The 12,705-nt window shown below is 68.8% G+C and carries 12 protein-coding genes and 2 tRNA genes; 10 read left to right on the top strand and 4 right to left on the bottom strand.

The features are described from left to right. The first annotated feature begins 9 nt into the window (after positions 1-9). Positions 10-654: a maleylacetoacetate isomerase gene (maiA, locus tag V8Z80_RS14165; protein WP_336062429.1), complete on the top strand. Its 645-nt coding sequence runs from the start codon at positions 10-12 to the stop codon at positions 652-654. Positions 655-703: 49 nt separating this feature from the next. Here the strand turns inward: maiA and V8Z80_RS14160 are convergent. Together V8Z80_RS14160 and V8Z80_RS14155 are read right to left on the bottom strand one after the other, a co-directional pair. Continuing rightward, positions 704-779, bottom strand: a tRNA-Thr gene (locus tag V8Z80_RS14160). 136 nt (positions 780-915) lie between these two features. Continuing rightward, a tRNA-Asn gene (locus tag V8Z80_RS14155) sits at positions 916-991 on the bottom strand. Positions 992-1,109: 118 nt separating this feature from the next. Here V8Z80_RS14155 and V8Z80_RS14150 point away from each other — a divergent pair. Further along, positions 1,110-1,250, top strand: coding sequence for a hypothetical protein (locus V8Z80_RS14150; RefSeq protein WP_336062427.1), 141 nt, complete (start codon positions 1,110-1,112; stop codon positions 1,248-1,250). A gap of 31 nt (positions 1,251-1,281) precedes the next feature. On the opposite strand, the gene V8Z80_RS14145 is transcribed toward V8Z80_RS14150, so the two are convergent. After that, entirely contained in the window at positions 1,282-1,569 is a 288-nt protein-coding gene (locus V8Z80_RS14145) for a DUF2513 domain-containing protein (RefSeq protein WP_155197467.1), read from the bottom strand. A 337-nt stretch (positions 1,570-1,906) separates the two neighbouring features. Here V8Z80_RS14145 and V8Z80_RS14140 point away from each other — a divergent pair, with 337 nt between their 5' ends. Both V8Z80_RS14140 and V8Z80_RS14135 read left to right on the top strand, forming a co-directional pair. Next, entirely contained in the window at positions 1,907-3,649 is a 1,743-nt protein-coding gene (locus V8Z80_RS14140; protein ID WP_336062425.1) for a nitrite/sulfite reductase, read from the top strand. Further along, positions 3,642-4,181, top strand: coding sequence for a DUF934 domain-containing protein (locus V8Z80_RS14135; RefSeq protein ID WP_155197190.1), 540 nt, complete (start codon positions 3,642-3,644; stop codon positions 4,179-4,181). The genes V8Z80_RS14140 and V8Z80_RS14135 overlap by 8 nt, the downstream gene beginning before the upstream one ends. Before the next feature lie 88 nt (positions 4,182-4,269). On the opposite strand, the gene V8Z80_RS14130 is transcribed toward V8Z80_RS14135, so the two are convergent. Next, positions 4,270-5,166, bottom strand: coding sequence for an NAD(P)-dependent oxidoreductase (locus V8Z80_RS14130; RefSeq protein WP_155197191.1), 897 nt, complete (start codon positions 5,164-5,166; stop codon positions 4,270-4,272). Between the two features lie 259 nt (positions 5,167-5,425). Between V8Z80_RS14130 and V8Z80_RS14125 the strand changes: the two genes are divergently transcribed. The 6 genes from V8Z80_RS14125 to V8Z80_RS14100 form a co-directional block, all read left to right on the top strand. Next, positions 5,426-6,463 (top strand): CobW family GTP-binding protein, encoded by a 1,038-nt coding sequence (locus V8Z80_RS14125; RefSeq protein ID WP_336062422.1) that lies wholly within the window; start codon positions 5,426-5,428, stop codon positions 6,461-6,463. Positions 6,464-7,139: 676 nt separating this feature from the next. Next, positions 7,140-8,033, top strand: a complete 894-nt coding sequence (gene scpB, locus V8Z80_RS14120; RefSeq protein ID WP_336062420.1) for an SMC-Scp complex subunit ScpB — start codon at positions 7,140-7,142, stop codon at positions 8,031-8,033. Between the two features lie 53 nt (positions 8,034-8,086). Next, a complete protein-coding gene (locus tag V8Z80_RS14115) occupies positions 8,087-9,811 on the top strand; it encodes a pseudouridine synthase (RefSeq protein WP_336062419.1) in 1,725 nt (574 codons plus the stop codon). Positions 9,812-10,119: 308 nt separating this feature from the next. Further along, positions 10,120-10,611 carry a ribosome maturation factor RimP gene (gene rimP, locus V8Z80_RS14110; protein ID WP_155197195.1) on the top strand — a complete coding sequence of 164 codons (492 nt, stop codon included), beginning with the start codon at positions 10,120-10,122 and terminating at the stop codon, positions 10,609-10,611. Further along, positions 10,608-12,098: a transcription termination factor NusA gene (gene nusA, locus V8Z80_RS14105; RefSeq protein ID WP_155197196.1), complete on the top strand. Its 1,491-nt coding sequence runs from the start codon at positions 10,608-10,610 to the stop codon at positions 12,096-12,098. Before rimP ends, nusA begins: the two co-directional genes overlap by 4 nt. A 188-nt stretch (positions 12,099-12,286) precedes the next feature. After that, the coding region (locus V8Z80_RS14100) for a translation initiation factor IF-2 associated domain-containing protein (protein ID WP_336062416.1) at positions 12,287-12,705 on the top strand (419 nt) is incomplete at its 3' end.

Below are 12,705 nucleotides of genomic sequence, written 5' to 3'. Positions count from 1 at the left end.
AGGCTTTCGATGCAGCTCTACAGCTATTTCCGCAGCTCCGCCGCCTACCGCGTGCGCATCGCCCTGAACCTGAAGGGCCTGTCCTACGAGACGGTGCCGGTGCACCTGCTCAAGGAGGGCGGCCAGCAGCTGCAGGCCGGCTATACCGCGCTCAATCCCAACGCGCTGGTGCCCACGCTGATGGACGGCGGCCTGGTGCTGCACCAGTCGCTGGCCATCATCGAGTATCTCGAGGAGCTGCATCCGGAGCCGGCGCTGCTGCCGCCGGACCCGGCCAGCCGCGCGCGCGTGCGGGCCTTGGCCCAGACCATCGCCTGCGACATCCATCCCTTGAACAACCTGCGCGTGCTCAAGTACCTGAAGCGCGGCATGGGCCTGGGCGAAGAGGCCAAGAACGAGTGGTACCGGCATTGGATCGAGGTGGGCATGACGGCGCTCGAGGCCATGCTGGCGCAGTCGCCGGGCACCGGGCGCTATTGCCACGGCGATGCGCCGGGCCTGGCCGACATCTGCCTGGTGCCGCAGGTGGCCAATGCCCGCCGTTTCGACTGCAGCCTGGCGCAGATGCCCACCATCGTGCGCATCGACGCGGCATGCCGCGAATTGCCGGCTTTCCAGGAGGCCGCGCCCGAGCGGCAGCCCGACGCCGAATAGCCGGGCGGCAAAGCAAAAGGCCGTCCGCGTGCGGACGGCCTTCTGGGATTGGTGCCGGCAAGAGGAGTCGAACCCCCGACCTTCGCATTACGAATGCGCTGCTCTACCGACTGAGCTATGCCGGCGCGGTGCGGATCATCGGGCGCAGTCGGATGCGGCCAGACAAGCAGACACCAACACTACTCGGTAAAAAGCCTTCACTGAGTGAAGGCTTTTCTGTTTACCGCGCCTTCACGGCAAGGTGAAGGCTTTTGTTCTTTTTGGCTCCCCGAGCTGGGCTCGAACCAGCGACCTGCGGATTAACAGTCCGTCGCTCTACCGACTGAGCTATCGGGGACCTGAAGAAGCGAGATAATAGCACTGATTTTTTGATTTGTGCAAGCGCACAGGCAAAAAAACCAGCGCAAGAACCTGGCGGTCCTGCCGCGCCGCGCCGGCGTTATAAACTGCCCGCCATGAAGAAATTTGCTTTACCCCTAGGCATCGCCATCGGCGTGGCCATCGGCCTGGCCCTGGACAACATCGTGATCGGCATCGCGGTGGGCATCGCCCTGGCCATCGGGCTGGGCTACGCCGGCGGCCGGCACGACGACTGAGCGCCGCGGGCCGCGCGCCTGGCGCGCCGGCTCAGCTCGGATCGACTTCGTCGTCCTCGTCCTCGTCGTCCTCGTTTCCTTCCAGGGCATCGTAGCCGGCCCAGGTCAGCCGCCAGCGGGTGGCGATCACCTCGTCCACGCGCTTGACGAAGCCGGCGTCTTCCATGATGGCCAGGTGGTGCTGCACGCTGGCTTCGTCGGCTTCGTCGATGCCCGGGGCCTGCAAGGCCTGGACCAGCTCGGCGACGGTCAGTTGCGCGGCGGGCGCATCGCGCATGGCCCCGAGCAGGCTGACTACGAGGTCGAAATTGCGTTGCATGGCATAAGCTCCGAAAAGTGAGGGTCCCCACGCTGCGCCTGTGGCTTGGCCAGTTCCCGACAGGGGAGGCTTGGGCCGGCCCGGCGGCAAGAAAGCGGGAGGCCGCCTTCTACGGTAACAAATTCCCGTGCCGCCGGCTGCGCGGCGCCGCCGGCCCCTTGTCCGCCGCGGCCTTCGTAGGCTCGCCGGGCCGGGCCGGCCCGCTTATACATTGTGGTTATTAGCTTACCCGGCCCGACCTTGGCGCCCTTGCGAAAAATATAATCGAAGGTCGCCCACGCATCTCGTGCGGGCGCGATGTCCGGCCAGGCCGGCCGGACGCAACGAGGTTGCTGTCATGTATATCTACGATCCGGTCGACCAGCAGCTGGTGGACGAACGCGTGGCCCAGTTCGCCGGGCAGACGCGCCGCTTCCTGGACGGCCAGCTGAGCGAAGACGAGTTCCGCGTGCTTCGGCTCCAGAACGGCCTGTACATCCAACGCCATGCGCCCATGCTGCGGGTGGCGATCCCCTATGGCCTGCTGTCCTCGCGGCAGTTGCGCATGCTGGCGCATATCGCCCGCAAGTGGGATCGCGGCTACGGGCACTTCAGCACCCGCCAGAACATCCAGTTCAACTGGCCGCGCCTGCAGGACGTGCCCGACATCCTCGCGGCGCTGGCCTCGGTCCAGATGCACGCCATCCAGACCAGCGGCAATTGCATCCGCAACACCACCACCGACCATTTCGCCGGCATCGCGCCCGACGAACTGGTCAATCCGCTGGTGTGGTGCGAGATCATCCGCCAGTGGTCCACCCTGCATCCCGAATTCGCCTTCCTGCCGCGCAAGTTCAAGATCGCCGTCAGCGGCGCGCTGCATGACCGCGCGGCGGTCGGCGTGCACGACATCGGCCTGCATGCGGTCGAGCGCGACGGCCAGATCGGCTTTCGCGTCTGGGTCGGCGGGGGCATGGGCCGCACGCCCATCACCGGCAAGCTCATCAATCCCTTCGTGCGCTGGCAGGACCTGCTGACCTATCTGCAGGCGGTGCTGCGGGTCTACAACCTGCACGGCCGGCGCGACAACAAGTACAAGGCCCGCATCAAGATCCTGGTCAAGGACCTGACCCCCGAGGTGTTCGCGCAGCAGGTCGACGACATCTGGCAGGGGTTGCGCAACGGACCCGATACGCTTACCCAGGAAGCGCTGGATGCGATCGCGGCGCGCTTTGTCTGGCCGGACTACGACCCGCAGGCCGCGCACGAGCCCGATCCCACCGCCGAGCGGGCGCAGGCCGAGCCGCGCTTTGCGCGCTGGCTCAAGACCAACGTGCACCCGCACCGCGTGGCCGGCTATGCGGCCGTCACCGCCTCGCTCAAGAAGACCGGCGTGCCGCCGGGCGACATCACGGCCGACCAGATGGACAGCGTGGCCGAGCTGGCCGAGCGCTACGGCTTCGGCGAGCTGCGCGTCTCGCACGAGCAGAACCTGGTGCTGGCCGACGTGCGCAAGAGCCGCCTGTTCGAGCTCTGGCAGGCGCTGGACGCACTGGGCCTGGCCACGCCCAACATCGGTTTGCTGACCAACATCATCGCCTGTCCGGGCGGGGATTTCTGCGCGCTGGCCAATGCGGTCTCCATCCCGGTTGCCGAGTCCATCCAGCGCCGCTTCGACGACCTGGATTACCTGCACGAGATCGGCGAGCTGGACCTGAACATCTCGGGTTGCATCAACTCCTGCGGCCATCACCACGTCGGCCATATCGGCATTCTCGGCGTGGACAAGGCCGGCGAGGAGTGGTACCAAGTCACGCTGGGCGGGCGCCAGAACGGCGCGGACAAGGAGCACGCCGACATCGAGACCACCCGCGGCGCCGGCGCGGCGGTCGGGCGCATCATCGGCCCCTCGTTCGCGCGCGAGCAGGTGGCCGACGTGGTCGAGCGCCTGGTGCAGACCTACCTGCGCCTGCGCGACAGCGAGGCCGAGCGCTTCATCGATGTGGTCGAGCGCACCGGCATCGAGCCCTTCAAGCAGGATGTCTATTCCGATCCGGGCCTGTCCAAGCCCCGGGTTCCCGCGGAGGCCGCCCATGGCTGAGGGCACGCAATTTGCCGGCCTGCCCCGGCTGATCCGCAACGGCCGCATCGAGGACACCGTCTCGGCCGTGTTCGAGCCGGCGCAGGACGCCCCCGAGGGCCAGTTGCCGCCGGACGAACCCGGCTGGATCGTACCGCTGACGGTCTGGACCGCGCACGAGGCGGCGCTGCGCCAGCGCCGCCATCCGGTCGGCGTGCTGCTGGCGCCCGATTCGGATCCGCGCGTGCTGGCCCGCGACGGCAGGATCGATCCCGAAGGCCTGGCCCTGATCGCCGTATCGTTCCCCGTCTACACCGACGGCCGGGGCTATTCGCTGGCGCAGACCCTGCGCGGCCCGCTGGGCTGGCGCGGAGAGCTGCGCGCCGTGGGCGATGTCATGATCGATACCTTGTATTACCAGGCGCGCTGCGGCTTCGACAGCTTCGCGCTCAAGCACGGGCACGATCCGCAAGAGGCGCTCAAGGCGCTGGCCACGTTCAGCGTGGTCTACCAGCAGGCCTATCCCAAGCCGGCTGCCGCGCCCGCGCAATAGGCCGGCTGCCCGCACGCCGCCTTGCCGGCGGCGCGCGCATCCCGCGCCACGGCGGCCAGGCGGCGCGGCATGGCCGCCGTCTGGGATGCTAGGCGCTGGCCGGCTGCCGGGCCTGCTGGCCGAAGGCCTCGCCCAGCTGCAGGACCACCGCGCGCGGACCGAGCTTTTCCACGCCCTTGGCATACGCGGCCGAGACGCTGTCGGCAATGCCGTGTTCGGCTTGGCCGTCGCGCGCCATCTGCGTGTAGTAGCCCAGGTCCTTGGCGGCGTTGGACATGAAAAAGTGCAGGCCGGAGGTATCGCCCGAAAGCAGGTACGGTCCGATGCGTTCCAGGGCGACGCCGCGTCCGCCGCCTTTGCCCAGCACGTCGATCAGCACCTGCGGGGCGATGCCCGCGCCCTGGGCGCAGGCCGCCGCTTCGGCCAGCAGGGCCACCGAGCCCAGCGAAACGTAGTTGTGCAGCAGCTTCATCTGGTGGCCGGCGCCCACCGGCCCGGCGTGCGTGATGTTCTCGGCAAAGCACGCCAGGATGGGGCGCACTTCTTCGAGCAGTTGCGCATCGCCGCCGACCAGCAGGTTCAGGCGGCCTTCGTGGGCGTCCTTGACGGTGCGGGTCATGGGCGCATCCAGGAAACGGCCCTGCGCGGCCTGCACGGCTTGCGCCATGCGCCGGGTCGATTCGGGCAGCGCCGTGGAACAGTCGATCACGATCGCGCCCGGCCGCAGGCCCTTGAGCACGCCGTCCTCGGCCTGCAGTACAGCCTCGACCTCGGGGCTGCCGGTCACGCACAGGATCACCACGTCGCTGTGCTCGGCCACGGCCCGGGCGCTGGCCTGCGTGGTGGCGCCGCCGGCCTTCAGCTCGTCCAGCGGCTGGTTGCCGGGATGGTCCTGCACCGTCAGGGGATAGCCGTGCTTGACCAGGTTGCGGGCGATGCCGTGGCCCATCAGGCCTACGCCGATGAGTCCGATCTTCTGCTTCATGCTTGCTCCTCGTTATCGTAGTTCCAGGCGGCCGGTCCGTGGTGCCCGCTGCCAGGCGATCCACTATATACCGGAGCAGCCGTGGTATATATCCCCGCAATCATGGCCTGGATGAGACCACTGCGTTCGCTGCCCCCCGAGGGGGCCGTCAGCCCCTTGGGGCGGCCCGGCGGGGCTGGCATGGGGCCCCCACGCTCACTGCGTTCGCTGCCCCCCGAGGGGGCCGTCAGCCCCTTGGGGCGGCCCGGCGGGGCTGACCATGCAGGTTGATCGCCGCCTGCCGGTGGTGGTGGTTGCCGGCTTTCTGGGCAGCGGCAAGACCACGCTCGTCAATCGCCTGCTGGCCGAGGGTGGCTTGCGCGATACCGCCGTGCTGGTCAACGAGGTGGGCAGCATCGCCATCGACCACCACCTGTTGCGCGTCGTCGACGAACGGATTTCGCTGCTCGAGGGCGGCTGCCTGTGCTGCAGCCTGCGCGGCGGATTCAGCCAGGCCCTGCGCGAGCTGTTCATGCAGGCCCTGCAGCGCCGCATCCCGCGGTTCGCTCGGGTGCTCGTCGAGACCACCGGGCTGGCTGATCCGGCGCCCATTCTGTTCACGCTGCGTCACGACGAATTCCTGGCGGCGCGCTATCGATACGGCGGCGCCCTGGTCACCGTCGACGCCCAGCATGCGGGCCGCAGCCAGGCGTTGCGGCCCGAATGGCGCCGGCAACTGGCCCTGGCCGATCGTATCGTGCTGACCAAGGCCGACCTGGCCGGGGCGGACGCGGCCCAGGCGCTGTGCGGGCAATTGGCCGCGCAATGGCCGGGCGTGCCCATCGCGCTTGCGCGCCCCGATGCGCCGCTGGTCCTGGATCTCGCGAACCTGGGACCCTATGGCGGCGGGCGCGCACCGGCGGCGGGCTGGCTGGGGCTGGCCGGCGCGGGGCAGGGCCAGGCGGAAGGCATCGCGCCTGCCGCGGCACGGTTGCAGGCCAGCCACGCCGGCTTGCACGTGATCGCCCTGCCTGTGGGCCACCGCTTGCAGGCAGGACGTTTTCTCGCGGGCCTGGCCGCCTTGCAGGACGAATACGGCCCGGTGCTGTTGCGCCTGAAGGCCGTGCTCAGATGGGCCGGCTCCCCGGGCACGATGGCGGTGTTGCATGGCGTGCACGGCCAGCGTTATCCCTTGCAGGACCTGCCCGACACCGGGCAGGCGGCCTGCGGGCTGGTGGCGATGGTGGCCGATGCCGTGCAAGGCGCCGCGCTGCGCCTGGCGCTGGAGCAACTGCTCGAGCGCGCGCGCGCGCCGTAGGCGTGCGCCGCTCCCATGCCGGGGCAGGCAATTTGCCCACAAAGGCTTTACAAGGCGCGAAGCGTTGGGGTTATACTGACAACTGCTTTCGAAGTGCTGGCCGTCGGACATTTGAACCAAGTGCCCGCAGCACGGATGGCGCAGCCGGTTCAAAGGCGGTGTCGGCGGGCAGCAGCGCATGCCGCCCTTAGCCAGCCTCATCGGCCCGTGTCCCTGACTGCAAGCAAGCCAGGTTTTGTCCCAGCCATCATGGCGGACCGGTCCGGCCTTACGGCGACAGGCTAACCGCCTGCGCAGGGCAATAATCAATAACGGTAAGTTGCCTGCCCCGGCGGAACCGTCCAGCCCTGCACATACGCCCAACCCTGATACGGCAGTTGCACGCTTTGGTGTATTTGCGTAAACGCGCGTTTTGCGTTCCTTTTCGTTCCGCCCGCCGTGTGCCGCTTTGGTAGCGGATGGCCGGCGGCGCCTGGGCGCGAGCGCGGCTGCCGGCCGGGGCGGCAGCCCGGATTTCGTCTTTTAGCAACATAGAGCTTTCGGTCTTGTCGAGCCTTTTTCCTTGCGCCTGTCTGTCTGTTTCCGTCTGCCCGGCGATGTCCGGGCCGGCGCGGCGCGGGCGTGGGCGCAGGCCGCAGCCCGGGCTCGAAGCCGAAACGCGGAGACCTCAACCTTGATGACCGACAGCCAAGCCATTGCGGTGCTCGAGACCGCCTTGCTGTGCGCCCAGCAGCCCATGCCCATGAACGAGCTGCGGCGGCTGTTCCAGGGCGAGGAGGTCGACGCCGCGCGCCTGCCCGAGTTGCTCGATATGCTGGCCCAGCAGTGGGAAAGCCGGGGGCTGGCGCTGGTGCAGCTGGCCGGGGGCTGGCGTTTCCAGAGCCGGCCGGGCATGCAGCGCTACCTGGAGCGGCTCAATCCCGAGAAGCCGCCCAAGTATTCGCGGGCCGTCATGGAGACGCTGGCGATCATCGCCTGGCGCCAGCCAGTCACGCGCGGCGACATCGAGGACATCCGGGGCGTGACCGTGTCTTCGCAGATCATCAAGTCTCTGGAAGACCGCGGCTGGATAGAAACCATCGGCCATCGCGACGCGCCCGGCCGGCCGGCCCTGCTGGGCACGACGCGGCAATTCCTGGACGACCTGGGGCTCAAGGCGCTGGACGAGCTGCCCGAGCTCGATCCCCAGCAGATGGAACAGCAACTGGGCAGCCTGGCGCTGAGCGTGCCCGAGGGCCAGCAGCCGGCCCAGGCCGAGCCGGCACCCCAGCCGCAGCCAGAGCCGGCTCCCGAACCCGGGCCGGACCCCCAGCCGCAGCCAGAGCCGGCTCCCGAACCCGAACCGGACCCCCAGCCGGAGCCGGTTCCTGAGCCGGAACCGGCCCCTGAGCCGCAGCCCGGGCGGCCGTTGCCCGAGCCCGTTCCGCTGCAGCCTGGTCCGGCCGAAGTGCCGGCGCCGGACCGGTCCCCTGAAATTCCCGGCCACGGGCCTGCCGAGGCGCCGGTGCCGCAAGTGCCCGACGAGTTGCCTGCCGGCACGCCGGCCGAAGTGGATTTGCCCCGCCCCTGAATGCGGCGCCCCACGTTCGCAAAAATCGAGAAATGATCGGAGTCTGATAAAACATGAATCAGAACGTGCAAGAAGAACTGCCTTTGCAGGACGCTTCCGCGGCGCCCGCCGAGGCCGCCGCGCCCGCCGAGGGCGGTGCCCCCAAAGGCAAGGGCCGCAAGCTCAGGACGCCGTTTCGCCGGCGCCGCGAAGCGCAGGCCGGCGCCGAGAGCGGCGTGGCCCAGGAGTCGGCCCAGCCCGGTGGCGCGCCGGCCGAGGGCGCTGCGCCCAAGGCGGACAAGCCCGTGGCCCGCGGCCGCCGCCGCCGTCCAGGCGCCGGAGCGGGGGCGGGTGCCGGTGCGACCCAGGCGGCCGAGGCCGAGACCCTCTTGCCCGAAGCGCTGCGCGGCAGCGAGCAGGAGGCAGACCAGGCCCTGTCCTATCTGCAGCGCTCCTCGCGCACCGAACAACGGCTGAACAAGTACCTGTCCAGCGACGCGGTCATGCCCAAGCTGCACAAGGTGCTTGCCGATGCGGGCATCGGCTCGCGCCGCGAAATGGAAGAGCTGATCGTCGCCGGACGGGTGTCGGTCAACGGCGAGCCGGCGCACATCGGCCAGCGCGTGGCGCCCAACGACCAGGTGCGCGTCAACGGCAAGCTGGTCACGCGCCCCAATGCCAAGAAGCCGCCGCGCATGATCCTCTATCACAAGCCGGCCGGCGAGATCGTCAGCCATGACGATCCGGGCGGACGCGCCAGCGTCTTTGCGCGCCTGCCGGCGGTGCGCAACGGCAAATGGCTGTCGGTGGGCCGCCTGGACCTGAACACCGAAGGGCTGCTGATCTTCACCACTTCGGGCGACCTGGCCAATCGCCTCATGCATCCCCGCTACGGCGCCGAGCGCGAATACGCGGTGCGGGTGCTGGGCGAACTGGACGAAGCGGCGCGCCGTTCGCTGGTCGAGGGCATCGAACTGGAGGACGGCAAGGCTGCTTTTGGCAGCCTGGAATTCCTGGGTGGCGAGGGCAGCAACCGCTGGTGGCGCGTGACGCTGAACGAAGGCCGCAACCGCGAGGTGCGCCGGATGTTCGAGGCGGTCGGCGTGACGGTCAGCCGTCTGATCCGGACCCGGTTCGGCGACGTGGTGCTGCCCAGCAGCCTGCGGCGCGGCCGCTGGGAGGATGTCGAGCCCTCGGTGGTAACGGCGCTGATGGTGCAGCTGGGCCTGATCCGCGACGGCGACGAGGATGGCCGCGATGGCCGCCGGCCGCGCCAGCCGGTCTCGCACGACAGCGCGCTGCCGCCTGGTTTCGGCACGCTGGAGCAGAACGGCATGAGCGGCGCGCGGCTGGGCCGCAAGGGCACGATCAAGGGCGGGCGCCGCAACGGCGCGCAGGCGGTCGATCCCTTTACGCCCGGCCTGATGTTCTCGGGCGGCTACGCCAACGGCCATCCGCTGGCCGGGCAGGGTGGCGGCAAGGCCGCGAACAAGCCGGGCGGCGACAAGGCGGGCAACGGCAAGGGCCAGAAGGCGCGCGGCAAGGGCGGCAAGCCTGGCAAGCCGGGCGGCAAGGCCCCCGGCAAGGCCGCTGCGACGGCCGGCGCGCCCGGCGGCGCGCCGCGTGGGCAAGGCAAGCCAGGCGCTCGCCCGCAGGAAGGTCCGCGCGCGGCCAAGCGGCCCCAGCGGTCCGGGCGCCGCCCGGGCCAGGGCGGCGGGCGCGGCGACGACGCGCAGCCGCGCAGCGCCTCGGCCCACGAGTCCCGGCTGGGGTTCCTGGGCGGGCGCGGCGGCCGCTGATCCGGCGCCTGCCTGCGCGGGCGGCCCGCGGCACCGGGCTGCGGGGCAGGGCGTGCAGGGCTGGTGCGGCCAGCCGGCCAGGCGCGGTGTGGCGGGCCGCCGTGCGTAACCCCGCGACGGAACAGGATTTTTTTGAAAAAATCTGCTAGAATCAATGGCTTCGCATGGTCAGTGGGTGCATAGTGCTGGGTTGATAGGCCCGGTGGCGCCCTGGGGCCTTGTGCGAAACCAGGCGCAGGTGGCTTTGATTGCAAGCTGCCCGGCATGAATGCAGATGGGGCTGGGTAGTCAGCCCTTTTTTTATATATATGGCAGATCTCTACGCATTGACCGAACAGGCGCTGGCCGGCATGGATGTCGAGCTGGTGGATATCGAGCGCGCCGCCATGGGCCTGCTGCGCGTGACGATAGACCGTCCCGAAGGCGTGCGTATCGAGGATTGCGAACGGGTCACCCGCCAGCTTTCGCGCGTGTACGAAGTCGAGAACATCGACTACCGCCGTCTCGAGGTGGGCTCGCCGGGCGTGGACCGGCCCTTGCGCAGCGAGGCCGACCTGTGGCGCTTCGCGGGCGAGCGCGTCGAGATCAAGCTGCGCGAGGCGGTGGACAACCGCAAGGTATACACGGGCACCCTGGTGGCTCCCGAGCCGGCGCCGCAAGGCACCGCGGCCGGCGCCGCGGTGTTCGGTCTGGAATTTGAGGCAAAGAAGAACGAGACCCAGGTGCTGAACTTCACGTTCGACGAGATCGACCGTGCAAAGCTGGATCCCGTTCTGGATTTCAAGGGCAAAAAGCGATGAGTCGCGAAATTCTTCTGTTGGTCGATGCGCTGGCGCGCGAAAAGAACGTGGCGCGCGACGTGGTCTTCGAGGCGCTCGAAGGGGCGCTGGCTTCGGCCATGAAAAAACGCTTCAAGGAAGATGCCGACATCCGTGTGTCCATCGACCGCTCGACGGGCGATCATGAAGGTTTCCGGCGCTGGCTGGTCGTGCCCGACGAAGCCGGCCTGCAAGAGCCCGACCGCGAAGAGCTGCTGTCCGAGGCAACCGAGATCGTGCCCGGCATCCAGGTTGGCGAATACATCGAGGAGCCGCTCGAGCCGGTCGAGTTCGGCCGCATCGGCGCGCAGGCCGCCAAGCAGGCCATCCTGCAGAAGATCCGCGACGCCGAGCGCGAGCAGGTGCTCAACGACTTCCTGGATCGCGGCGAGACCATCATCTCGGGCACGGTCAAGCGCATGGACAAGGGCGACTGCATCATCGAGACGGGCAAGATCGAGGCCCGCCTGCCCCGCCAGGAAATGATCCCCAAGGAGAACCTGCGGGTGGGCGATCGCGTGCGCGCCTACGTGCTCAAGGTCGATCACGCGGCGCGCGGCCAGCAGGTCATCCTGTCGCGCACCTCGCCCGATTTCATCCGCCAGCTCTTCGAGAACGAGGTGCCCGAGATCGAGCAGGGCCTGCTCGAGATCAAGGCGGCCGCCCGCGATCCCGGCGTGCGCGCCAAGATCGCCGTGGTGGCCTACGACAAGCGCATCGATCCCATCGGCACCTGCGTGGGCATGCGCGGTTCGCGCGTCACGGCGGTGCGCAACGAACTGGGCGGCGAGCAGGTGGACATCGTGCTGTGGTCCGAAGACCCGGCGCAGTTCGTCATCGGCGCGCTGGCGCCGGCCAACGTCGAGTCCATCGTGGTCGACGAGGACAAGCACGCGATGGACGTGGTGGTGGACGAAGAGAACCTGCCCAAGGCCATCGGCGCGCGCGGCCAGAACGTGCGCCTGGCTTCCGAGCTGACGGGCTGGCAGATCAACATCATGACGCCCGAGGAAAGCCTCAATCGCCAAGCTTCCGAGCGCGCCAACCTGCGCGCGACGTTCATGAGCAAGCTGGACGTCGACGAGGAAGTGGCCGACATCCTGATCGACGAGGGCTTCACCGGCCTGGAAGAAATCGCCTACGTGCCCATGCAGGAGCTGCTCGAGATCGAGGCCTTCGACGAGGACACCATCAACGAACTGCGCACCCGTGCCCGCAACGCGCTGCTGACCGAGGCCATTGCGCAGGAAGAAATGATGGAAACCGCCCAGGACCTGCTTGGCCTGGAGGGCGTGACGCCCGAACTGGTGGCCAAGCTGGCCGAACATGAAGTGAAAACGCGTGACGACCTGGCCGAGCTGGCCACCGACGAGCTGGCCGAGATGGCCGGCCTGGATACCGAGGCGGCCAGCGAGCTGATCATGCGCGCCCGCGCGCATTGGTTCGAGGATGACAAGCCGGCCGCGTGAGCGCGGCCCGGCCGCCCGCAGGCGCTCGTGCCCCAGCCCGCAAGGGCGAAGGTAGCCCAAGGCGGCCCGGCTTGCGGCACGCCCGCCCGCGGCCCTGAATGGGCGGCGGGCGCCGCGCCAGGCAGCATCGGTTCGAGGTCGCCGCGGTACCGTGGAAATACGCTGTAAATAGGGAAGAGAGAAACCTAATGTCGAGTAATACTGTCGCCCAGTTCGCCACCGAGCTGAAGATGCCTGCCAACGTGCTGCTGGAGCAGTTGCGTTCGGCCGGCGTTCACCTCCGGTCGGTGGACGATGCCGTCACAGACAGCGACAAGGCCAAGCTCCTCGAATCGCTGCGTCGTGCGCATGGCGCGACGGAAGGCAAAAAGATCACCTTGACCCGCCGCCAGACTTCCGAAATCCGCCAGGCCGACGGCAGCGGCCGCTCGCGCACCATCCAGGTCGAAGTGCGCAAGAAGCGCGTCTTCGTCAAGCGCGATACGCCCGAGACCGGCGAAGCCCCGCTGCGCGAGGAGCCCGCTGGCGCCGCGCCCACGCCGGCCGCCGAGCCGCGCCCGGCCGCTGCGGCGCCGCAGGCCGAGAGATCGGACGAGCGTCGTGTAGG

The organism is Orrella sp. JC864 (assembly GCF_037026685.1).
Lineage (GTDB): Bacteria > Pseudomonadota > Gammaproteobacteria > Burkholderiales > Burkholderiaceae_B > Orrella.
This window is presented reverse-complemented; position numbering and strand designations above follow the sequence as displayed.